Annotated in this window: 21 protein-coding genes; 17 read left to right on the top strand and 4 right to left on the bottom strand. The window is 29.6% G+C overall.

Annotated features, from left to right (window positions below):
* Positions 1-13: 13 nt before the first annotated feature.
* The 8 genes from ACQ3F0_RS03545 to ACQ3F0_RS03510 all read left to right on the top strand — a co-directional run bounded on the left by ACQ3F0_RS03545 (position 14) and on the right by ACQ3F0_RS03510 (position 8,942).
* Complete coding sequence (locus tag ACQ3F0_RS03545) at positions 14-547, top strand: PH domain-containing protein (protein ID WP_428863649.1); 534 nt, start codon at positions 14-16, stop codon at positions 545-547.
* 59 nt (positions 548-606) lie between these two features.
* Positions 607-1,332, top strand: coding sequence for an ABC transporter ATP-binding protein (locus ACQ3F0_RS03540; RefSeq protein ID WP_428863648.1), 726 nt, complete (start codon positions 607-609; stop codon positions 1,330-1,332).
* Positions 1,329-3,005, top strand: a complete 1,677-nt coding sequence (locus tag ACQ3F0_RS03535; protein ID WP_428863647.1) for a putative ABC transporter permease subunit — start codon at positions 1,329-1,331, stop codon at positions 3,003-3,005. Before ACQ3F0_RS03540 ends, ACQ3F0_RS03535 begins: the two co-directional genes overlap by 4 nt.
* A 50-nt stretch (positions 3,006-3,055) precedes the next feature.
* Positions 3,056-3,778 carry a DUF3784 domain-containing protein gene (locus tag ACQ3F0_RS03530; protein WP_428863646.1) on the top strand — a complete coding sequence of 241 codons (723 nt, stop codon included), beginning with the start codon at positions 3,056-3,058 and terminating at the stop codon, positions 3,776-3,778.
* Positions 3,779-3,930: 152 nt separating this feature from the next.
* On the top strand, positions 3,931-5,532 hold the full coding sequence (locus ACQ3F0_RS03525) for an ATP-binding protein (protein WP_428863645.1): 1,602 nt from the start codon (positions 3,931-3,933) through the stop codon (positions 5,530-5,532).
* Positions 5,525-6,196, top strand: coding sequence for a response regulator (locus ACQ3F0_RS03520; protein ID WP_428863644.1), 672 nt, complete (start codon positions 5,525-5,527; stop codon positions 6,194-6,196). The genes ACQ3F0_RS03525 and ACQ3F0_RS03520 overlap by 8 nt, the downstream gene beginning before the upstream one ends.
* Before the next feature lie 166 nt (positions 6,197-6,362).
* Positions 6,363-7,535: an NAD(P)-dependent malic enzyme gene (locus ACQ3F0_RS03515; protein WP_428863643.1), complete on the top strand. Its 1,173-nt coding sequence runs from the start codon at positions 6,363-6,365 to the stop codon at positions 7,533-7,535.
* A gap of 126 nt (positions 7,536-7,661) precedes the next feature.
* Positions 7,662-8,942, top strand: coding sequence for a 2-hydroxycarboxylate transporter family protein (locus tag ACQ3F0_RS03510; protein ID WP_428863642.1), 1,281 nt, complete (start codon positions 7,662-7,664; stop codon positions 8,940-8,942).
* A 71-nt stretch (positions 8,943-9,013) separates the two neighbouring features.
* Here the strand turns inward: ACQ3F0_RS03510 and ACQ3F0_RS03505 are convergent, their stop codons facing one another.
* Both ACQ3F0_RS03505 and ACQ3F0_RS03500 read right to left on the bottom strand, forming a co-directional pair.
* Entirely contained in the window at positions 9,014-10,777 is a 1,764-nt protein-coding gene (locus ACQ3F0_RS03505) for a M56 family metallopeptidase (RefSeq protein WP_428863641.1), read from the bottom strand.
* Positions 10,778-10,782: 5 nt separating this feature from the next.
* Positions 10,783-11,166, bottom strand: coding sequence for a BlaI/MecI/CopY family transcriptional regulator (locus ACQ3F0_RS03500; protein WP_428863723.1), 384 nt, complete (start codon positions 11,164-11,166; stop codon positions 10,783-10,785).
* 237 nt (positions 11,167-11,403) lie between these two features.
* Between ACQ3F0_RS03500 and ACQ3F0_RS03495 the strand changes: the two genes are divergently transcribed.
* The 8 genes from ACQ3F0_RS03495 to trpA all read left to right on the top strand — a co-directional run bounded on the left by ACQ3F0_RS03495 (position 11,404) and on the right by trpA (position 18,999).
* Entirely contained in the window at positions 11,404-12,114 is a 711-nt protein-coding gene (locus ACQ3F0_RS03495; RefSeq protein WP_428863640.1) for a DNA alkylation repair protein, read from the top strand.
* 534 nt (positions 12,115-12,648) lie between these two features.
* Positions 12,649-14,067: an anthranilate synthase component I gene (gene trpE / locus ACQ3F0_RS03490; RefSeq protein ID WP_428863639.1), complete on the top strand. Its 1,419-nt coding sequence runs from the start codon at positions 12,649-12,651 to the stop codon at positions 14,065-14,067.
* Positions 14,064-14,624 (top strand): anthranilate synthase component II, encoded by a 561-nt coding sequence (locus tag ACQ3F0_RS03485; RefSeq protein WP_428863638.1) that lies wholly within the window; start codon positions 14,064-14,066, stop codon positions 14,622-14,624. The genes trpE and ACQ3F0_RS03485 overlap by 4 nt, the downstream gene beginning before the upstream one ends.
* A gap of 9 nt (positions 14,625-14,633) precedes the next feature.
* Entirely contained in the window at positions 14,634-15,647 is a 1,014-nt protein-coding gene (trpD, locus tag ACQ3F0_RS03480) for an anthranilate phosphoribosyltransferase (RefSeq protein WP_428863637.1), read from the top strand.
* A 1-nt stretch (position 15,648) separates the two neighbouring features.
* Positions 15,649-16,425: an indole-3-glycerol phosphate synthase TrpC gene (gene trpC / locus ACQ3F0_RS03475; protein WP_428863636.1), complete on the top strand. Its 777-nt coding sequence runs from the start codon at positions 15,649-15,651 to the stop codon at positions 16,423-16,425.
* A 2-nt stretch (positions 16,426-16,427) separates the two neighbouring features.
* Positions 16,428-17,036 (top strand): phosphoribosylanthranilate isomerase, encoded by a 609-nt coding sequence (locus ACQ3F0_RS03470; RefSeq protein WP_428863635.1) that lies wholly within the window; start codon positions 16,428-16,430, stop codon positions 17,034-17,036.
* Entirely contained in the window at positions 17,023-18,192 is a 1,170-nt protein-coding gene (gene trpB / locus ACQ3F0_RS03465) for a tryptophan synthase subunit beta (protein WP_428863634.1), read from the top strand. The genes ACQ3F0_RS03470 and trpB overlap by 14 nt, the downstream gene beginning before the upstream one ends.
* Before the next feature lie 24 nt (positions 18,193-18,216).
* Positions 18,217-18,999, top strand: coding sequence for a tryptophan synthase subunit alpha (gene trpA, locus ACQ3F0_RS03460; protein WP_428863633.1), 783 nt, complete (start codon positions 18,217-18,219; stop codon positions 18,997-18,999).
* 67 nt (positions 19,000-19,066) lie between these two features.
* On the opposite strand, the gene ACQ3F0_RS03455 is transcribed toward trpA, so the two are convergent.
* Together ACQ3F0_RS03455 and ACQ3F0_RS03450 are read right to left on the bottom strand one after the other, a co-directional pair.
* Entirely contained in the window at positions 19,067-19,420 is a 354-nt protein-coding gene (locus tag ACQ3F0_RS03455; RefSeq protein WP_428863632.1) for a P-II family nitrogen regulator, read from the bottom strand.
* 17 nt (positions 19,421-19,437) lie between these two features.
* Positions 19,438-20,649, bottom strand: coding sequence for an ammonium transporter (locus ACQ3F0_RS03450; protein ID WP_428863631.1), 1,212 nt, complete (start codon positions 20,647-20,649; stop codon positions 19,438-19,440).
* 296 nt (positions 20,650-20,945) lie between these two features.
* Between ACQ3F0_RS03450 and ACQ3F0_RS03445 the strand changes: the two genes are divergently transcribed.
* Positions 20,946-22,742: a MutS-related protein gene (locus ACQ3F0_RS03445; RefSeq protein ID WP_428863630.1), complete on the top strand. Its 1,797-nt coding sequence runs from the start codon at positions 20,946-20,948 to the stop codon at positions 22,740-22,742.
* Positions 22,743-22,828 lie beyond the last annotated feature (86 nt).

Below are 22,828 nucleotides of genomic sequence, written 5' to 3'. Positions count from 1 at the left end.
AAGGAGTGATTATATGTATAAAATATCATTAGCAGGTTCAAGTAGTTTTTTTACTATAGGGATTACTATTTTTATAATAGCAATATTATTTGAAAGGATTTACAGTTATAGGAAGGGAAGTAAAAATTCAAAGAAAGATTTAATTGGAATTATAACTGGAGCAATAGCAGGTGTTGTGGTTATTGGAGCAATTTTTATTATGCCTTTGTTCAATGGAATTGAAATAGAAAAGGATGTTTTAAGTGCTAAGTTTATCTCTGGATTCACTAGTATTCAGGTTACGGACAATGAAATTCTAAATGCAAAAGTAATAGATTGGAATGAAGAAAAAGAGTATCAACCTAACAAAAGGATACTTGGAACAGGAACTGGTAGTTATAAAGAAGGTAAGTTTAAATTGGCTAATGGGGAGTCAGCTCTCGTTTATACAAATTCAACAAAAGTGTTGTTAGTGGAATTAGAAGACAAATACTTATTGCTTGCTCCAGATAATTTTGATGATTTTGTACAGAATTTTGATCAAAATATTTTCGCATTGAATAATTAAATTTCTTTTAGCTGTATTATTTAAAATGCAACATAAATAATTTTTAGGATGGTGATATCTTGTTAAAAATAGAGAACTTAAGTAAGTCATACAATAAGGGGAAAATTCGGGCTGTAGATAATATTAATTTTCATATTAAACCAGGAGAAATTTTTGGTTTTTTAGGACCAAATGGAGCAGGAAAAACAACTACAATTAAAATGATAGTAGGATTGTTAAAACCAGATGAAGGAGCCATTAAAATAAATGGTATCGATAATCAAAAAGAGATAATAAAAGCCAAAAAGCACATTAGCTATGTTCCTGATAATCCAGAAGTTTATGAAAGAATCAAAGGAATAGAATATTTAAACTTTATTGCAACTGTTTATGGAGTAGAAAGTAAATTAAAAGTAGAGAGAATAAATAAATATTTAAAAACCTTTGGACTTAGAGAAGTTATAAATGATCCTATCGGAAGTTATTCCCATGGCATGCAGCAGAAAATTGTTTTGATAGGAGCTTTGTTACATGATCCAGATGTATTTATTCTAGATGAGCCAATGGTAGGGTTAGACCCAAAATCTTCATTTCAATTAAAAGAAATAATGAGGGAACGATGTAATGAGGGGAAAAGTGTTTTCTTTTCAACTCATATTTTAGAAGTCGCAGAGAAAATTTGTGATAGAATCGCCATTATCAATAAAGGAAAGATTATTGCAGTTGGAACTATGAATGAAATAAGAGAAAAAGTAGGAAATAAAGAATCCCTTGAAAATATATTCTTGGAGTTGACTGAAATATGAGAGAATTAATAGGATTAACTAAAGTTCATTTAAATTCAAGTTTTGGATTTTCTGATATGAAATATAAAATATTTAAACAAAAAAAAGATTTATGGAAGCCAATATTATTTGTATTTGTTATCGCCAGTTTAATGCCAGCATATATGTTATTTTTAATTGCTGTCGATAATGTGTATTTTGGATTAAAGATGATTAATCAGACTAATTCCTTAATAACTATAGCTTTTAGTTCTGCGTCAATGGTGATTTTAATATTCAGTTTAGTATATGTAATGTCGGTTTATTATTTTTCGAAGGATATAAATATATTGTTGCCTATGCCATTAAAGCCGAAAAACATAATACTATCAAAATTTATTGGTATGGTTCTTACTCAATATCTTTTCACTTTACCATTCCTGATTCCTATTATAGTAACGTATGGAATAAACGAAGGTAAAGGATTAGTATTCATTATTTTTGCGACGATTTCCTTGCTAGTAGTACCTATTGCACCTTTAGGTATATCTACAATTATAATAATATTAATTATGAAAGTAACTAATATTAAAGGAAAAAAAGACTTAATTAGAACTATTTCTATGTTTATAATGTTAGGAATCATAATAGGTATTCAAATGTTAATTTCTAAAGAGACAAGTAAAATTCCAATGGGGGAAGAACAATTATATTTAGCAGAATTATTAGAAAATAATATGGGTTTAGTAAATACAATTGGAGCTACTTTCCCTTTGAGCATCATAGTAACAAAAGCTTTGATTTTAGATGGGATTTGGAGTTTTATAAATATAATTCTGTATATAGTAATTAGTATTGCTATACTTGGGACAACACTATTTGTTGGGGAAAAAATATATTTAGGAGGAATAATTGGAGGAGAAGAAAGCAGTAGTGGAAACAAAAAATTAACAGCTAATGATTTAGAAGCAAAATTGCAGAAAAAATCTCATCCATTTATTGCAGTTTTTAAATTAGATTTTAAATTATTGTTAAGAACACCTGCATATTTATTTAATTGTGTTAGTACGGTAATAATAATTCCTTTAATTCTAATTATTATGCCAGTAACTACGGATAGTAGTGCAATTGGCGAACTAACAAAATATTATGGGGAATTTTATAGAATTATTGACTTTGCAATAGTTGCTTTTTTCTTGTTACTTGCTACAATAAATCCAACGGCGGCTACTACGTTCTCAAGAGAGGGAAAACATTTTTGGATAAATAGATTGGCACCTGTAAAGCCCATTGACCAAATAAAAGGGAGGATGCTAACAAGTATTTTTATTCAAATATTTGGAATACTATTTGTGCTTATTGGTATTAGTTTCTTTGTACAAATAAAGATGGAAACAATATTTATTTGTATTTTTTTTGGAATCTTAGGAAGTTTACCACTGTATGCTATAGGTATACTAATAGATTTAATTAGACCAGTTCTAAATTGGGATAATCCTCAAAAAGCTGTAAAACAAAATATGAATGTTCTGGTTTTTATGTTAGTTGGTATTGTTTATACAGCAGTTTTAGGAGTTTTAGTAATATTTTTATTAAAGTTATTAAAATCTATTACTTTGATATATTTTATTTTTACAATAATTTTTATTTCAATAACAGTTGTTTTAATAGTAATATTGAACAGTATTTTTGCTGAAAAGTTTGTAGATATTTAAATATAATTTGATATAATTATATTTATAAATGAAAGGAAAAGGTGAAAATAATGGCAATAATTTTTTCTTTAACAGCTGTATTATTTATTATCGTAGGATTGTTAATTTCAAAGTACAAAATGTATTGGCTAATCTCGGGATACAACACTATGTCAAATGAAAAAAAAGAAAAAGTTGATATACAAGGTTTAAGTAGATTTATGGGGAAATTTATGTATTTGTCAGGTGGAATATTGTTCATAGGAGTATTTTTATCATTTTTAGGGATTCCTTTTGCATATGAAATAGCAATATTTTTAATGGCTTTAAATATAGTTGCTCTTTTAATTCTAGCGCAAAAGTTTGATGGAAATAATTATAAGGAAGATGGAAAAATAAAAACAAGAGTTAAAGTTATTATTGGATCAATTATAATTTTTATCTTATTGATTTTTGGTTCCTTATTTTATATTTCACAAGAATCTAAAATTACTTTAGAAAATGATAGAATTAATATTAGTGGGATTTATGGGACAGATATTTATTATAAAGATATCCTAAATATTGAACTAAGTTCGACAAGGCCTAGAATTACTAAAAAAATTAATGGTCTTAATTTGAGGAATAATTACAAAGGTAAATTTGAACTTGAAGACTTAGGAAGAGCTAATTTGTTTATACATTCAGATGATTCATATATATACATTTATTTAGATAATGGGATATATATTATAAACCTTAGTGATATAAATGAAACAACTCAACTGTACAAATTAATTAAAACAAGAATGTAATGTTGGGTAAAGAAATTATATAATGAAGACCGAATAAAATATGGGAATTCTAGATTGAGAATCTAGGGTTCTTTTTTTATTCATGATATAATTAGAATTATTAAGTAAAAACATAAACTTTTAAATATACGTCTTAAATGAAAGGGGATACAGTGAAAAAAAAGAAATTAAAACTTCATTCAAAAATTTTGATAATGAATATTTTAGTTATAACAATATCAATTATAATTGCTCTTTCCTTTTTTATTAGGTTGAAGTTTTCAAGTATTAGAAAAGAAATAGAGGTAAATATCATGAATACGGCTAGAATTGTTGCAAATTCTGATATTATTATTAATTCACTTTCTAATAAATCTCCAGGTGGTAAAGTTCAAATCTATATTGAAACTATACTAAGAGACACAAAGAAAATTGATATTCTTGTGGTTGCAGATATGAGTTCAACTCGTTATGCACACCCCAGTAAAAATAGAATTGGTAAAACCTTTGTTGGTGGTGATGAAGTAAGAGTTATAGAAAACGGAGAGTCTTATATATCTGAAGCAATTGGAACTCTTGGGAGTCAATTGAGAGCTTTTGCTCCTGTATATAATTTAGATGGAATCCAAATTGGTTTTATTATGGCAAGTACACTTACTAAAAGTATTGAAGAAGAAAAAGTAAGAGCTGTAACTGCATTTTTATTAATATCATTTTTCGGTATTTTTATGGGTATCATTAGTGCTACTTTGCTTTCTAAAAATATAAAAAATTCACTTTTGGGATTTGAACCTGAAGTGCTAAGTAAATTGTATTTGCAAAAGACAGAAGTACTTGATGCTATGGAAGAAGGTATAATAGCAATAGATAAAAACTTTGTAATAACTCATTGCAACAAAAAAGCCATAGATATTTTAAAAATAAAAGATTATCCTATCATTGGTTTGAATATTACTGAAGTTGTTCCTTTTACTAAGCTTACTAATGTTCTTTCTTCAGGCACTTATGAATATAATAAAGAACTGCATATTGGTAATAGCACAATTATGGCTAATAGAATTCCAATCAAAGAAGGGAAGAAGGTTATGGGTGCTGTTGCTATCTTTAGAGATAAAACTGAGGTAACAGAGTTAGCAGAAGAAATTACAGGTGTAAAACAGATTGTTGAAGCTTTAAGAGCAAACACTCATGAATTTATGAATAAGCTTCATGTAATACTTGGGCTAATACAAATGAACAAGATTACTGATGCCAAAAAGTATATAGTAAGCCAAACAAAGCAACAACAATTAATAATAAACAAAGTAATAAAAAATATTGAAGATCCTACTATAGGAGCACTGATTTTAGGAAAAATAAGTAAAGCTAAAGAATCTGGTATAATCCTATCATTAGATATGGATAGTAATTTATCTAAAAACATAGGTAGAATCTCAAATAATTCGATTATCACTATTTTAGGTAATTTAATTGATAATTCCATAGATGCTATTAATCAAAATGAAGATTTTGATAAAAGAATAGATTTATTGATAAAAGAAGAAAAAAAACAAATTAAAATATTAATTAAAGACACTGGAGTAGGTGTTGAAGAAAAAAATTTTTCGAAGATCTTTACTACTGGGTTTTCTAGTAAAGGAGAATCAAGAGGCCGCGGGTTAAATCTTATCAAAGAAATTGTTGAGAATTTAGATGGAAGTATTAAAGTAGAATCTAAAATTAATAAAGGTACAAAATTCACAATTATACTCGTAAAGGAGAGAACAAATGGTTAAAGTTTTAATTGTTGAGGATGATCCAATGGTAGCGCAAATAAATAAAAACTATGTTGAGAGTATAGAAGAATTCAAAGTAGTTGACATAGTTTTTGATGGAGAAACTGCTCTAAGAAAAATACAACATACAAAAATTGATTTATTAATACTTGATGTTTATATGCCGAAATTAGATGGATTGTCTTTGTTGAAAAAACTACGTAATGAGGGTAATATGGTAGATGTTATCATGGTAACAGCTGCGCAGGATACAGAAAAACTGAAAGAGCTACTTAATTTAGGCGCAATTGACTACTTGATAAAACCTTTCGAATATGAAAGATTTAAAGATGCTCTTGAACGATTTCTTTTAAAATATGAATTAATACAAATGAAAAACAAAATTAATCAAGAGGATATTGATAGAATTACTAAAATTAATACTTCAAATGTTTATAATGAACTACCTAAAGGTTTAAATAGGCGAACTTTGAAAAGAATTCGTGACTTTTTAAAAGAAAATAGCTCAAAATATTATACTGCTGAGGAAGTATCTACAGCTATAAATTTGAGTAGAGTAACCTTGAGAAAATATTTAGAATATATGGAATCTATAGGTCAATTAAAATGTAAAAATGATTATGGAACAAGAGGAAGACCTTCAAACAAATATAAGTATATATAAAGATTTAATTTCAATTTAAGTAAACGTTAACACTTTAACAATAATAACTATATTTAGCTTAACATTTAGAATTCTTTCTAAATGTATTTTTTTTGTCCAATTTTTTTTATTATTTAATTAAGAGATTTGTATATTACAAAAACAGTAATCAACAGGAGGAATGATTATGGATTATAACAACCAAAGTTTAAGAATGCATGAAGATAATAAAGGTAAAATTGAAGTTATTTCAAAAGTTAAAATTACAAGTAGAGAAGATTTAAGCACAGCATACACACCTGGTGTAGCTGAACCTTGTAGGAAAATTCATGAAAACTCTGATGAAGTTTATAAATACACTTCTAAAGGAAACATAATAGCAGTAGTATCTGATGGAACTGCAGTTCTTGGTTTAGGTGATATTGGACCTGAAGCTTCAATCCCTGTTATGGAAGGTAAAGCAATATTATTTAAAGAATTTGCAGGTGTTGATGCATTTCCAATATGTTTAAGAACTAAAGATGTAGAAGAAATTGTAAATACCGTTAAACTTTTAGAACCAGTTTTTGGCGGTATTAACTTAGAGGATATATCTGCTCCTAGATGTTTTGAAATCGAAAAAAGATTAAAAGAAGAACTAAATATTCCAGTTTTTCATGATGATCAACATGGAACTGCTATTGTTGTTCTTGCTGGACTCATTAATTCTCTAAAATTAGTAAATAAAAGCTTAGAAGAAGCCAAAATTGTTATAAATGGTGCTGGTTCAGCTGGTATTTCAATATGTAAGCTATTGCTTTTAGCAGGTTCAAAAAATATTATAATGTGTGATAGAGCTGGTATTTTAGTTACAGGTTCTGAATGGATGAACAGTGCTCAAGAAGAAATTGCTAGAATGACTAACCACTCAAAATTAGATGGAGATTTAAGTCTTGCAATAAATGGAGCAGATGTATTTATTGGTGTATCTGGACCAAATGCGTTGGATTCAAATATGGTTTCGACAATGAATAAAGACGCTATAATTTTTGCTATGGCTAATCCAACACCTGAAATTATGCCCCAAGATGCAAAAAAAGGTGGAGCTAGAATTGTTGCTACTGGTAGATCAGATTTTCCTAATCAAATAAATAATGTTTTAGTCTTCCCAGGCATATTTAAAGGAGCACTTTCTGTGAGAGCTTCTGATATTACAGAAGAAATGAAATTAGCAGCAGCTAACGCAATTGCAAAAATGGTAACAGTTGAAGAATTAAGTGATGAATACATTATTCCAAGTGCTTTAGATAAAAGAGTTGCAGAAAAAGTTGCTTCTGAAGTTGCTAAAGTTGCTAAAGAACAAGGCATAGCTAAAATTTAATTTTAATATAAAGATAAACAACTTCAACTATAAATTCATACAAGTCCATAACTCATTGATACCTGAGATTTTGGACATGTATAAATTAAGTTTCAGTAATGTTTATCAATAAAAGGAGGAATTATAATGTCTGAATCAAAAGGTTACAAAATCATGGGATTACCTTTTCCTGCATTTGCAATTATTTCTATTGTGGTTTTATTAGCTACTTACTTAGGTGTTTTACCTAAAGGTATGATTGGAGCATTTGCTCTAATGATGGTTATCGGTGCTATATTTAATGAAATCGGTAACAAAACTCCATTTGTAAATACTTTTCTTGGTGGAGGACCAATAGTTATTATCTTTGCTTCAGCGGCTTTAGTTACTTTTAAAGTTTTGCCAGAAGCTTCAATTGAAAACACTATAACATTTATGAAAAGTGGAGGATTTTTAAATTTTTATATAGCAGCTTTGATAACAGGAAGTATCCTAGGAATGAGCCGTAAGATATTAATAAAAGCTTCTGTTAGATATCTTCCTGCAATAATTTGTGCTGTAGCAGTAGCTCTAGGCCTTGTTGGTTTAGTTGGAGCATTTATAGGATATGGTGCCAAAGAGGCAATTTTCTATATAGGTATACCTATAGTAGGCGGCGGTATGGGTGCTGGAGCAGTTCCATTATCTAAAATTTTCGGAGAAGCGCTAAATACAGATCCAACTCAAATGTTATCCGTTATGGTTCCGGCAGTTGCCCTTGGTAATTCTATGGCAATAGTAGCTGGAGGTTTATTAAACAAACTTGGAAAAGTCAAACCAGCTCTTACTGGTAACGGCAAATTAATGGTTGTTGAAGGTAACTCAATTGTTGAAGAAAAAGAAGATGCAACAATAAAGTTGAAGATGTTAGGTGTTGGATTATTAATGTCGGTTACTTTCTATACTTTTGGAAGCATTTTGAATAAATTTATACCTTCTATTCACACTTATGCTTGTATGATAATAACTGTAGCAATTATCAAAATGGTTGGAGCTATCCCAAGAAAATATGAACTTGCAGCAAAACAATGGTTTGAATTTGTTATGACAAATTTAACAGCCGCTTTATTAGTAGGGATAGGCATAGCTTATACAAATCTTGCTCAAGTTGCTGATGCATTTACATGGCAATATCTTGTACTAGTATTTGTAGTAATACTTGGTACAATTATAGGTGGTGGAATTGGTGGAAAATTAGTTGGTTTTTATCCGATTGAATCTTCAATAACAGCTGGTTTATGTATGGCTAACATGGGTGGAACTGGTGATGTTGCAGTATTATCTGCTTCTGATAGAATGGAACTAATGCCATTTGCACAGATTTCATCTCGAATAGGGGGAGCATTTATACTAATACTTGCTAGTACTTTGCTTAGATTGTTCTTGTAAGTTAATAATTTAATAAATTCCAAAAATAAGTGGATCTGGATTGATCCACTTATTTTTAATATCTACGTCTATTAATTAGATGTAACCTTTTGAATACTTTTTAGTGCTGAAACAAGTGCATTTACACAATCTTCAATATCACTGTCACTGGACATATTATTTCCAATCTCAATAAGTGTTGAATTCTTAGATAGATCTTGATTGAAATAAGATACTCCAGTTTCATAAAAGAATACTTCTGATTCAACTCTGTTTGAAGTTTTGATATTTTCTAATAGACTGTCAATAAATTTTTTGTTTGCTTCATAATGTGGGCTTTTTTTAGCAAGTACAAATAGTATTTTTCTTGTATCAGAGTTGGTCTTTTCTGTTACATCTCGATGTACGTCTAATAAAATAGTATTCGAATATTCTTTCACATTTTTTGTTATTAAATCACGTGTAGCTTGGTATGATTTTATATATTCTATAGGTGGGTCACACTTTATAAAATGGCTATTAAGACCTTCTTTAACAAGTTTATCATTGAGTAAAGCACCTACATCAGTTACTTTCATTCCGGATGGATAATCCTCATCAGCGTGGCTATTATAAATTACTATGTCAGAGGAGATAGGGGTTATTGAAGTTGAGTTGTCTGTTTGTGATGATTTTACATTAGATGTAGTTGTGCCATTTGATGATTGGATATCTGTACTTTTAGAAGCTTCCACTGGTGTTTCAGATTGTGATGCTGTATCTTTAACATTATTTTTAGCTGAGCTTACATTGGAAGTGTTTAGGGCAACCCCTATGACACTGATAAAAATAACTAGGATAGTTCCTAATAATATACTTTTAAGATTTAACTTTTTATATTTTGAGATCATAATAATCCTCCTTTTAATTTCAGAACTATTAAAAACCATTGAAGTAGTCCCCGTTAGTCGTTTGGAGATACCGTTTAACTTAGCTAATTCCAATACTCTTATAATTGAATTTCCATATTGTACATTTTCTCCTTCATCTAAGTAAGAAATAACTTTACCATCACAGGATATTTCACAATCTTGTTTCATTTTATGAAAGCCATAGAGCAAGATTGGATTAAACCAGTAAATTATCGATAACAAAGTTATAACCCAATTAATAAGAATGTCTTTGTTTTTCAAATGAGTTAATTCATGCATAATAATATACTTAAATTCTTCATCACCAATATTTATTGCTACACTAGATGGGATTAATATCTTTGGTTTAATAAACCCACATAAAGAAGGACTACCTATTTTCTCTGAATATGATAATTCTACTTTTTTTCTTATATTCATTGTTTCCATACAACTATGTAGAATTTCTTTATGTGAGCAGTTAATATTTTTTATAGAAGATCTAATAATTTTTCTAAGTTTTTTACATGATGCAATAAATATAACTATTAATAACACAACTCCAAATAACCAGACAAAACAAAAAGAATTTTCAAAACTAACTTTGGTTTTCAATGGTATGTTGATAGTATTATTAATTATATTTTTATTTGAAGATTGAAAATCACTTATTGAAATTGAATCTTCTAAGTCTGTATTTTCAATTTGTATTGAAGTATAAATTTGTTTTTTTTGAGTATTCTCATTTGTACTACTCTGTACATAGAAATTTTCATATACATTAGAAATATTAAAAGGGGTTTGTGGTCCAAAAGGAAGAATTAATTTTATGATTAATATTAGCCATATATAGTAGTGGAAGGATGAATTCAAACTATTTTTAAATAACGTTTTTAGAATTAATATCATTAGTACAATTACACTGCCAATTATAGATGAAAGTACAATCATCTCAAAAATATCCATACTTATCAACCTTTCGTTTTATTTGCTTGGTTTAGTATGTTTTTTAACTCATCTATATCTGATTCAGATATTTCTTTTGATTCAACAAAGTTTAAGAGCATAGATTTAATAGAACCATTAAATACTCTATTAATAAAAGATTGGCTTTCTGATTTTATATAATCCTTTTCTGATACTAAAGGAAAATATAAATATTCATTACCTAATTTTTTAAACCCGATTGCATTTTTATTTAATAATCTGTTTATTAGACTTTTAACTGTAGCTGGTTTCCAGTGGGTTTTATTCTTTAGTTTATGGATAATATTGGATGAAGTGATTTCAGAATGACTCCATATTATTTTCATAACTTCCCATTCAGAATTTGATATTTTGGGAATTTTACACATTTTCATTTCATCTCCTTTATGATTACAATTGTAATTTCTAATTTAAGTTTACAACCGTAATTTGGAAAAGTCAATATAAAAATGTAAAATCATAACAAATATTTTTAAAGTACAGCCATTTATAATATAATAGAAATGGAAAGTCAAAAATAAAAACTGAGTAATGTTCTAGTTTTAAGTTGATTTGAAGACTTGGCAAGTGGAAATATATTCTTATAAATTGAGAGGGAGTATAAAATGAGTATTGAAATTAATAATTTAAAAGAAGAACTTAAAAAATATATAGATCTAGAGAAAGCTGAGTTTTTTCCTAGGTTTTTTAAAGTTGGACCGGGCGAATATGGGGAAGGGGATGTATTTATTGGTGTCACTGTACCAAATCAAAGAAAAGTGGCAAGAAAGTTTAAAAATCTTTCCCTACAGGATATAGAAAGTTTATTAAATGAAGATTTTCATGAATACAGGTTGACAGCACTTTTAATTCTAGTGCACCAATTTGAAAAGAGTAAAGAAGATAATAAAAGAGCCCTTGTAGATTTTTATATAGAAAATGCAGATAGAGTGAACAATTGGGATTTGGTAGATTCTACAGCTCATAAGATATTAGGTCCATATTTAGATAATAAAGATAGAGAAATTTTATATAAACTAGCAAAAGAGGATCATTTATGGAAACAAAGGATTGCCATAATGTCAACTTTTTACTTCATCAAGAATGAAGATTATAAAGATGCATTAGCAATAGCAGAAATTTTACTAAAACATAAGCATGATTTAATTCATAAAGCAGTAGGTTGGATGTTACGTGAAATTGGGAAGAGAGATAAAGAAGTTGAAGTAGAATTTTTAAATAAGCACTATAAACAAATGCCAAGGACAATGCTCAGATATGCTATTGAGAAGTTCCCAAATGAAGAAAGACAGAATTACTTAAAGGGTAGAGTATAATGATAAAAGAAATAGAATTAAAATAAATAATTATGAATTAAAATAAATAATTATGAATTATTATTGACGTATTAAAAATTATAGTTTATAATTTTTAATAACTTAAAATTGTTAAGTCTTTGATTGGAAGAGTACTTTTGGGATTTGTTTCAGCGAGTCGGCGGTTGGTGAGAGGTCCGATAACATTGAACAATAAGGAATGGATCCATGAGACGTTAGGTGAAATAGTATTTAGAATCCATTGTGAAACTTAATTTATAGTTGAACTGGAATATTTATAACTATAGTAGCTGAGACCGTGACCTCACGTTATAGAGGTAGGATATCGAGTGAAAATACTCCGTATCTGATAAAGATAATTATGTTTTGGTGGTATAACGAAATAATGGCATTTCGTCCTAAATGGATGAGGTGTATTTTTTTATACATTTTTCTAAGATCAATACATTATTAAAATTGGGTGGTACCGCGAAGACCTTCTCGTCCCATATAGTGGATGAGTGGGTCTTTTTTGTATATAAAAGGAGGATAACTATGGGGCAACTAAAAAAGATACTAATACCGTATACAAAGAAAATTGAAGGGGACATTGAAACACCAATTACATTGTTTCAAAAATTAGTGGGTAATGAAAAAGGTTTTTTACTTGAAACTAAGGATGTTAAGCAAGGTAGATATTCTTTTATTGGGAGAAAACCTTATGGCTCAATTTTGAGTTATGGGAATAGGGTTGAAATTTTTGATGGGGAAAAACGAAGTGTTAAAGATGGAAGTGTTTTAGATAAGATTAGAAATTACTTTAGTCAGTTTAAAGTTAAGAATACTTCCGGAATTCCTATGATTGGTGGAGCAGTAGGTACTATAGCTTATGATGTAATTAGGCAATATGAAAAGTTAGAAGAGGTAAATGTTGATAGACTAAAAACCCCCGATGCTGAGCTAATGCTAGTTGATGAATTTGTTGTTTATGATCATTTTTATAGTGAAATCCAGATAGTTGTACTAAAAGAAGATAATGAATTTGGAAAAAAGGAAGCAGAAATAGCAATTGAAAGCATTGAAAAGAAAATACATAATACAGGTTTTGAAGCTATAAAACAAACTGTTGGAAAATGTGAAAATAAGAATTATGCTAAAAGCAATACATCCAAAGAACAGTTTATGGATATGGTAAAGAAAGCAAAGAATTATATTTATGAAGGTGATATATTTCAAGTGGTTTTATCACAAAGGTGGAGTATTGACACAGAGGAAAATCCATTCATCATCTATCGAAGGCTAAGAAGATTAAATCCCTCCCCATACTTATACTACTTCAATTTTGGGGATTATCAAATTGTGGGAAGCTCGCCAGAGATGTTGGTTGAATTGAAAAAGAGCAAAGTGTTGACTTGTCCAATTGCTGGCACAAGAAAAAGAGGAGTAAATCCAGAAGAAGATAGAATTCTTGCTGAAGATTTAGCTTCAGACGAAAAAGAAATTGCAGAGCACACAATGCTTGTTGACCTTGCTAGAAATGACATGGGTCGAATTGCAAAGATTGGCACTGTTGAAGTAGAAGAATTTATGAAAGTTAAGAATTTTTCACATGTGATGCATCTTGTTTCATTAGTTGGTGGAGAATTATCTCCTGGATATGATCAATTTAATTTACTATCTAGTTTTTTACCAGCAGGTACACTATCGGGAGCACCAAAAATAAGAGCTATGGAAATAATAGATGAACTTGAAAAGGAAAAAAGAGGTTTCTATGGTGGCTCAATTGGCTATTTTGGAATGGATGGAAATATGGATATGTGTATTACAATTAGAACAATGCTTATTAAAGGCGGAACAGCTTACTTACAAGCAGGAGCAGGAATAGTTGCGGATTCAAATCCAGAATTAGAATATGAAGAAACAAGAAACAAAATAAATGCTTTAGTAAAAGTTGTTGGGAGGTTAGAAGGATGATATTACTAATTGATAATTATGATTCATTTACTTATAACTTATATCAATATTTAAGTGAATTTGAAAAAGTAAAAGTCTTTAGAAATGATTGTATTAGCTTGGAGGATATTGAGGCGTTAAAACCTGATAAAATAGTTCTTTCTCCTGGACCTAAAACTCCATTAGAAGCGGGTATTTGTATTGATGTGGTTAAGAGATTCTATAAGCATATCCCTATTTTAGGAATATGCTTAGGTCATCAATGTATTGGTCATGCATTTGGAGGGGATATTGTTCAAGCAAAAAAAATATGCCATGGGAAAGTGGACAGTGTAACACATGACAATAGTTTAGTATTTAAAGGGTTAAGTAATCCCTTTACTGGAGCTAGATACCATTCTTTGGCAATAAAAAGAGGAAATTTACCTAAGGAATTGAAAATTATTGCGGAAGTTCAGGATGGAGAAATTATGGCAGTTAAACATGAAAAATATCCATTGATAGGACTTCAGTTTCATCCTGAATCGGTATTAACAACAGAAGGTATGAAAATAATTCAAAATTTTATAAAAATATGAGGTGATGAAATGTTTAAAGAAGCATTAGATAAAGTAGTAGAAAAAAAGAATCTTACTGTTAAAGAGATGATGATGTCTTTTGAAGAAATTATGGAAGGCAAGGTTGAAGAATGTTTAGTAGCAAGTTTTTTAACAGCTTTAAAGTTAAAGGGGGAGACTATAGATGAAATAACTGGTGGAGCTATGGCTATGATAAATAAGGCAGAGAAGCTTCAATTATTGGAGACTAATACATTAGACACATGTGGTACAGGTGGTGATAAGAGAGGAACATACAATATTTCAACAGCTTCAGCTTTTATATGTGCTGCTGCTGGAATTCCGGTAGTGAAACATGGTAATAGATCTGTTTCCAGTAAAAGTGGGAGTGCAGATGTTCTTGAGGAATTAGGGGTTAATATCATGTTAAAACCTGAAGAAGTGAAAACTTCTATTGAAGAAACAAGTATTGGATTCTTATTTGCTCCGACATTCCATAAGGCAATGAAATATGCTGGACCTGTGAGAAAAAAACTTGGTTTTAAAACAGTGTTTAATATTCTAGGACCATTAACCAACCCTGCAAGAGCCAGATATCAAGTCTTAGGTGTGTTTCATGAGGATTTGACAGAAGTGATGGCAGAAGTTTTAGGTAAATTAGGGGTTCAAAGAGCTATGGTTGTTCATGGGAAAGATGGACTTGATGAAATCTCCATAACCTGTGACACAAAAGTAACTGAGCTTAAAGATGGAAAAATAAAATCCTATTATATAAGACCTGAAGATTTTGGCATTGAAAGAAGTTCTTTAGATAATATTAAAGGCGGAGATTCAAAAGTAAATGCAGAAATAATAAGAAATGTTCTTAGAGGTAAAAAAGGTGCAAAAAGAGATGTGCTTCTTTTGAATTCAGGTGCAGGGCTATATGTTGTTGGGAAGGTGGATTCAGTAAAAGCAGGTGTTCAGTTGGCTAGTGAAATTATAGATAGTGGAATGGCTTATGAAAAGTTATTGGAGTATGCATCTTATACAAAGGAGTTTTAAAATGATATTAGATGAGATAGTTAGAAGAAAAAGAGAAGATTTATTAAAAAAGGATTTTAAATCTATCAATGAATATAAAGAAATAGTTTCATCTCTTTCTAAACCAATTAGTTTTTACAAAGCTATGAAAAAAGATGGACTTTCAATCATTGGGGAGGTAAAAAAAGCTTCTCCTTCAAGAGGAGTAATAAGAGAGAACTTTTATCCTATGGAAATTGCAAAAGAATATGAGCATGCAGTGGATGCAATGTCTATTCTAACTGAAGAAAATTATTTTTTAGGCAAATTATCTTATATTAATGAAATCTCCAAAACCTGTGCACTACCTATATTAAGAAAGGACTTCATTATTAATGAGAGAGAAATATATGAAGGAAGAATTTCGGGGGCAAGTGCAATTCTACTAATTGTAGCTATATTAAGCCAGAGTGAATTAAAATACTTTATCAAACTCACTAAAGAATTAAATATGGATCCTTTAGTTGAGGCTCATGATAAAGAAGAAGTTGAAAGAGCTCTTAAAGCTGGAGCAGATATAATTGGAATAAATAATCGAAACTTAATAGATTTCTCAGAAGATTTAAACACAACTTTGAGATTGAGAAAGTTTATACCAGAGGATAAAGTTATTATAAGCGAAAGTGCAATTAGAGAAAGAGAGCATATAGAAATTTTAAATAAAGCAAAAATTAATGGAATCTTAGTGGGAGAGAGTTTTATGAGAAGTGACAATATTAAAGAAAAAGCAGAGAGTTTCAAAAATGCTTTTAAGGGGTAGCTATGGAGATAAAAATTTGTGGGCTTAAGCGTGTTAAAGACACGGAAATTATAAATGAATATTCTAGTGATATAAACTATATTGGCTTAGTTTTTGCAAAGAGTAAAAGAAAAGTTGATAAGTATATGGCAAAAGAAATAATCAAAAACTTAGATTCAAAAATTAAGACAGTAGGTGTTTTTGTTGATACCACTGCAGAAGAAATAAATAGTATAGTGGAATTTTCTGGTTTAGACATAGTTCAAATGCATGGAAGTGAATCTATAAAGGAATGTGAAAAAATTAATGTTCCAGTATGGAAGGCTTTTAAAGTAAAAGAAGAAAAAGACTTAGATTTAATCAAAGATTATAAAAACCTAGATGGAATTTTATTAGATGGAAAAGACCCTGGTTCCGGCGGAAGTTTTAATTGGCATTGGGCAAAGTATTTATCAAAAGAATATAAAATTATTCTAGCTGGAGGATTAAATTCTGAAAATGTTCAAAGGGGAATTGAAATTATAAAACCTTTTACTGTTGATGTTAGTTCAGGAGTAGAATTAGATGGATTTAAAAATAAAGAAAAGATTAGAGAATTTATAAGGAAGGTGAAAGAATATGAAACTAGATAGAAAATTTGGTGAATTTGGGGGACAATACGTTCCTGAAACCTTAATGAACGCGCTAATAGAACTTGAAGAGAATTATAAGAAATATATAGAGGATAAAGAATTTTTAGATGAGTATAATTATTACTTAAAACAGTATGTGGGCAGACCCTCTCCACTATATTATGCAGAAAAATTTAGTGAAGAATTAGGTGGCGCTAAGATTTATTTGAAAAGAGAAGATTTAAATCATACAGGTGCTCACAAAATCAACAATGTTATAGGGCAGATTTTACTTGCAAAAAGAATGGGTAAGAAAAAGATTATAGCGGAAACTGGTGCTGGACAACACGGTGTTGCAACTGCAACTGGAGCTGCCTTATTTGGTATGGAATGTACTGTATTTATGGGAGAAGAAGATATTGAAAGACAAAAGCTAAATGTATTCAGAATGAATCTTTTAGGCGCAAAAGTTCAACCAGTTTCATCAGGAACAGGTACTTTAAAGGATGCTACTAATGAAGCTATAAGACATTGGGTTAGTGCAGTAGAAGATACTTTTTATATTATTGGATCTGTAGTAGGGGCACACCCTTATCCAACTATGGTTAGAGATTTCCAGAAAATCATAGGAATAGAAACTAAAGAACAGATATTAGAAGCAGAAGGAAGATTGCCTCATAAAATTATTGCATGTATAGGTGGAGGAAGTAATGCTATGGGAATATTCCACCCATTTGTAGATGATAAAAAGGTGGAATTAATTGGAGTTGAAGCTGCTGGAAAGGGAATTGAAACAGGCGAACATGGAGCTGCAATTGCAGGAGGTAAAGTAGGAGTATTACATGGTATGAAGACAATGCTACTTTCAGATAATGATGGTCAAATAATACCTGCCTACTCAATATCGGCAGGACTAGATTATCCAGGTATAGGACCTGAACATGCATATTTAAATTCAATTAAAAGAGTAGATTATGTAGATATCAAAGATGGAGAGGCAGTCGAAGCATTTCAAAGATTATCAAAAACTGAAGGTATTATTCCTGCTTTAGAAAGCGCTCATGCAATTGCTTATGCGATGAAATTAGCTCCAACACTAGATAAAGATGAAATTGTAGTGGTTAATTTGTCCGGTAGGGGAGATAAGGACGTTCAAACTATATCAAATATTTTGTAGATCATTTAAAGTGAGGGGTAGATTATGAATAGAATAGAGAAGAAATTTTTAGAATTGAAAAAAGAGAATAAAAAAGCACTTATAACATATATTACAGCGGGTACACCTACAATGGAGAACACTGAAAAACTTATTTATACTCATGAGCAAGCAGGGGCTTCAATAGTTGAAATTGGTATTCCTTTTTCAGATGCATTAGCTGACGGACCTACCATCCAAAAAGCAGCTCTTGATTCTCTTCAGAATGGAACAACAATAAAAAGCATATTTGAATGTGTGGAAAAGGTCAGAGAAAACACTGATATGCCCTTAGTATTTATGGCTTACTATAACAGTATATTAACTTACGGAGTTAATAAATTTATAAATAAATGTATAAATGTAGGCATTGATGGATTAATAATACCTGATTTACCATTAGAGGAGCAGGAAGAAGTAGAAGGATTGTTAGAAAGGGATAAACTTATCCTAATCCAATTAGTAGCACCAACTTCCAAGGATAGACTTAAAAAAATCACAGAAAATAAAAAAGGCTTTATCTATTGCGTATCTTCATTAGGTGTTACTGGAATGAATGATAGTTTTTATAAAGAAATTGACGAATATTTAAACACAGTAAAAGAAGTAACAGATTTACCTATAGCCGTAGGATTTGGAATAAAAACAAAAGAGGATGTCCAAAGAATGAAACCTTTTGTGGATGGAGTAATAGTAGGCTCTGCAATTGTGAAACTAGTTCATGAATCAAATTGTAATTATGATATTGTAATGGATTATATTAGGGAATTGAATAATGGACTTGAATAAAAAAACTTAAACCTTGTAACTTATAACTTACACCCCAAAAAACTTTCCCCTTAATGGGGAAAGTTTTTTACTTAAGTGCTTCTCTATCTCTATCACCAGTTCTAATCCTAATAACAGTATCAATATTATAAACAAATATCTTACCGTCACCAATAGCACCGGTATTTAATATTTTTTCAGCAGTTTCTATAACTGTTTCTACAGGAACTTCACAAGCAACTATTTCAACCTTAACTTTAGGAAGTAAATTCATTTCATAAGGAACACCTCTATAATATTCAGTTACCCCTTTTTGAGTTCCACAACCCAGTACTTGTGTCATTGTCATTCCTGTTACACCTATTTGATTAAGTGCTTCTTTTAATTCTTCAAATTTACTGTTTCTTGTAATTATTTCGATTTTAGTCATCTTATCACTCATTAATAATCCCTCCAATTCTATAGATCAATATAAGCTGAGATTCCGTGTTCCATAGCATCTAATCCACGAGATTCTTCGTGTTTTTCAACTCTTAAACCATAGGTCTTTTTAATAACAGTAAAGGTTATATAAGAAAGAGTTAGAACAGTAATAGCAACAATTAATACTCCAAGTGTTTGAATACCTAATAATTTTAATCCACCACCATAGAACAATCCACCATCTGTTGCAAATAAACCTATAGCAAAAGTTCCTAAAGTACCACATACACCGTGAACAGATATAGCACCAACTGGATCATCAATCATTAGTTTTGTATCTATGTATTCAACTGAGAATATCATTAGTATACCCGCTACAATACCAATAATTATTGCACCAAAATATGAAATCATGGAAGCACCTGCAGTAACACCTACAAGACCAGCTAGTGCGCCGTTTAAAGTAAGACCAGCATCAGGTTTCTTATATCTAATTGTACTGAAAATCATTGATGACATAGTAGCAGCAGAACCACCTAGTAATGTTGTAATAGCTGCATGAGCTGTTAACGGTGAAGTAATATCTAAAGTACTTCCTGGATTAAATCCAAACCAACCAAACCAAAGAATCAAAACGCCAAGAGCACCTAAAGGGATGTTATGACCTGGAATAGCTTTAGCTTGTCCATTCTTATACTTTCCATCTCTTGCGCCAACTAATTTAGCTCCAACTAACGCTGCAAATCCACCTACAGCATGCACAGCAGTACCACCAGCAAAATCTCTAAAACCAAGTACACTTAAAAAACCACCGCCCCAAATCCAATGTCCCACTAAAGGATAGATGAATGTTGTGGCAATAATACAAAATGCTATATAAGATAAAAATTTTGTTCTCTCCGCCATTGCACCAGATACTATAGTTGCACAAGTTGCAGCAAAAATAGCTTGAAAGAAGAAGAAAACCTCAAATGATATACCCGCTACAGTTTCTGGAGTATTAAAAAGAATAAATTGATTAGTTCCAAAGATACCCAAAAAATTCTTTCCATACATAATACCATATCCTAAAATAAAAAAACCAAGAACTCCAATTGAAACTGTTACAAAGTTTTTCATAATGATATTTACTGCATTTTTTGATTGAGTAAATCCTACTTCAACCATTGCAAAACCAGCATGCATCAAAAACACAAAAATTGCTGCCACTAAAACCCACATTGAATTAATTACTAAGTTTATTTCCATGATTATTCCCTCCTTATTATTAAAGTAATAAAAAAATTTTTTTAAATTAACAATGTAATAAAAAATACGTAAATTAATTAATAGATAGATAATAAAAGTATGATAATTATTATATTATCAAAATACACGTTTGTCAATTAATAAAATGAAATAAATAATTAAGCAAAACAAATAAATTATTAATAAAAATGTTATTTTGTTGATATATTGAAAATAACATAATTCTTATAAATAATAATATTTTTATTAATGTGTTATTATTTAAGTGTAAAAGTATAAATTTGGGAGAGTGTGATATGAAAGAAACAACATCAATATATAAAAACAGAAGCGAAAAATTCGCAAATTTAAATAGAAGACAGAAACAAACAAGTAATTTTTATAGTATTTTACGATTATTAATATTTTGTTCAGGGGCAGGATTTCTCATTTATTTTCTCAAATACAATAATTATCTTTTAGCTTTTGTAATTTTTATTATTACTGTATTATGTTTTATACTTGTAGCTAAAAAACATGGAGAATTAATGATTAGAAGAAAGATTTGTAATAACATAATAGATATAAATAAAAAATCTTTAGAGAGAACAAAAGGAGAATGGAAAAGTTTTAAGGACACAGGGAAAGAATACATTGATTCAAATCATGATTTTTCTTATGATTTAGATGTTTTTGGAAATAATTCATTATTTCAATACATTAATACAGCTAGAACATACTTTGGTAGAAATGCTTTAAAAAATTCATTGTCAAACTTTCCAAATAGTAAAGAATTAATATCAAAAAGGCAAGTGGCAATTAAAGAATTAGCTAAAAATCTTTGGTGGAGACAAAAATTAGAAGCTTATGCACTTTGTAGTGAAAATCTTAAAAAACCTGAAAAATTAATTCAATGGAGTAAAGACAAAGTAGTATTTTATGAGAATAATTCTTTGAAAATAATTATAAATATTTTGCCAATTTTCACAGTTTCAGCAGGAGTAATGCACTTTATGTTTGGTATAATTCCTTATACTATACCTGCTATATTATTTGTTATTCAAATTCTTATTACGGGATTTAGATATGGAGAGAGAGCTAAATATTTAAGCTCAATTTACGAGTATAAAAAAGATATAGAAACATATTTTACAATGATTAAACATGTTGATAAAAAAAAGTTTCAAAGTGAGTATTTAATGGAGTTAAAAGGGAAACTAGTGGATTTAAATGGTCAAAATAGTTATACTTCTATGAATGAGTTCTCAAAAATTGTTAGATCTATATCTGATAGAAGGAATATGTTTTATATTATTAAAGATTTATTATTTTTATGGGATTATAGAGTATGTTTTTCTTTTAACAAGTGGAAAAAAGAATCAGGAGAGAACTTAGGTTCTTGGTTGGAGATTTTAGGGGAATTTGAAGCATTATCAAGTTTAGCAATTTTAAATTTTGATAATCCTAAATGGGTAACACCAGAATTTACAGAAAAGAAAAGAATTATTGCTAAGAATTCTGCACATCCACTGATAACTGGGAAAAGGATAAGTAATCCTATAAATATTGATGAAAAATCTCCAATTTCTTTGATTACAGGTTCAAATATGGCTGGAAAAAGTACTTATTTAAGAACAGTAGGGATAAACCTTGCTTTAGCTTACACAGGTGCTGCAGTTTGCGCATCTACTTTTCAATGCCCAATATTACATATTTATACTTGTATGAGAGTAAATGATGATATTGACAAAAGAATATCATCTTTCTATGGAGAGATAATCAGGATTAAAAAAATAACTGAGGCTATAGAACAAAAGGAAGAGGTTTTCTTTTTACTTGATGAAATCTTTAAAGGAACCAATTCAATTGATAGACACACGGGCGCAAAGATTTTAATAAATAAATTAAGATCTTACGGTGGCATTGGGTTAGTATCAACTCATGATTTAGAACTTTCTTCTTTAGAGGATGAGTCAATGGGAAAAATTAAAAACTACCATTTTGAGGAATATTATAAGAATAATGAAATATTTTTCGATTATAAACTTAAAACAGGAGTTTCAAAGACAAGGAATGCTATGTACCTTATGAAAATGGCAGGTATTGAGATATAGTATTATAAATTTTGTGATTTATTCAATATTGAAAAAAGTATAAAACAAGTTCACATTTTATTTGAATTGATAAATAAAGATACCGT

The sequence above is a fragment of the Clostridium sediminicola genome (genome assembly GCF_050402865.1).
Classification (GTDB): Bacteria; Bacillota; Clostridia; order Clostridiales; family Clostridiaceae; genus Clostridium_AF; species Clostridium_AF sediminicola.
The sequence above is the reverse complement of the archived record's forward strand: the minus strand, read 5'-3'. Positions and strand labels throughout refer to the sequence as shown.

What these genes read in the sequence shown, in the direction of transcription:
- ACQ3F0_RS03545 (WP_428863649.1), top strand. Translation starts at nt 14, where the DNA reads ATGTATAAAATATCATTAGCAGGTTCAAGTAGTTTTTTTACTATAGGG.
- ACQ3F0_RS03535 (WP_428863647.1), top strand. Translation starts at nt 1,329, where the DNA reads ATGAGAGAATTAATAGGATTAACTAAAGTTCATTTAAATTCAAGTTTT.
- ACQ3F0_RS03530 (WP_428863646.1), top strand. Translation starts at nt 3,056, where the DNA reads ATGGCAATAATTTTTTCTTTAACAGCTGTATTATTTATTATCGTAGGA.
- ACQ3F0_RS03520 (WP_428863644.1), top strand. Translation starts at nt 5,525, where the DNA reads ATGGTTAAAGTTTTAATTGTTGAGGATGATCCAATGGTAGCGCAAATA.
- ACQ3F0_RS03515 (WP_428863643.1), top strand. Translation starts at nt 6,363, where the DNA reads ATGGATTATAACAACCAAAGTTTAAGAATGCATGAAGATAATAAAGGT.
- ACQ3F0_RS03510 (WP_428863642.1), top strand. Translation starts at nt 7,662, where the DNA reads ATGTCTGAATCAAAAGGTTACAAAATCATGGGATTACCTTTTCCTGCA.
- ACQ3F0_RS03505 (WP_428863641.1), bottom strand. Translation starts at nt 10,777, where the DNA reads ATGGATATTTTTGAGATGATTGTACTTTCATCTATAATTGGCAGTGTA.
- ACQ3F0_RS03500 (WP_428863723.1), bottom strand. Translation starts at nt 11,166, where the DNA reads ATGTGTAAAATTCCCAAAATATCAAATTCTGAATGGGAAGTTATGAAA.
- ACQ3F0_RS03495 (WP_428863640.1), top strand. Translation starts at nt 11,404, where the DNA reads ATGAGTATTGAAATTAATAATTTAAAAGAAGAACTTAAAAAATATATA.
- trpE (WP_428863639.1), top strand. Translation starts at nt 12,649, where the DNA reads ATGGGGCAACTAAAAAAGATACTAATACCGTATACAAAGAAAATTGAA.
- ACQ3F0_RS03485 (WP_428863638.1), top strand. Translation starts at nt 14,064, where the DNA reads ATGATATTACTAATTGATAATTATGATTCATTTACTTATAACTTATAT.
- trpD (WP_428863637.1), top strand. Translation starts at nt 14,634, where the DNA reads ATGTTTAAAGAAGCATTAGATAAAGTAGTAGAAAAAAAGAATCTTACT.
- trpC (WP_428863636.1), top strand. Translation starts at nt 15,649, where the DNA reads ATGATATTAGATGAGATAGTTAGAAGAAAAAGAGAAGATTTATTAAAA.
- ACQ3F0_RS03470 (WP_428863635.1), top strand. Translation starts at nt 16,428, where the DNA reads ATGGAGATAAAAATTTGTGGGCTTAAGCGTGTTAAAGACACGGAAATT.
- trpB (WP_428863634.1), top strand. Translation starts at nt 17,023, where the DNA reads ATGAAACTAGATAGAAAATTTGGTGAATTTGGGGGACAATACGTTCCT.
- trpA (WP_428863633.1), top strand. Translation starts at nt 18,217, where the DNA reads ATGAATAGAATAGAGAAGAAATTTTTAGAATTGAAAAAAGAGAATAAA.
- ACQ3F0_RS03455 (WP_428863632.1), bottom strand. Translation starts at nt 19,420, where the DNA reads ATGAGTGATAAGATGACTAAAATCGAAATAATTACAAGAAACAGTAAA.
- ACQ3F0_RS03450 (WP_428863631.1), bottom strand. Translation starts at nt 20,649, where the DNA reads ATGGAAATAAACTTAGTAATTAATTCAATGTGGGTTTTAGTGGCAGCA.
- ACQ3F0_RS03445 (WP_428863630.1), top strand. Translation starts at nt 20,946, where the DNA reads ATGAAAGAAACAACATCAATATATAAAAACAGAAGCGAAAAATTCGCA.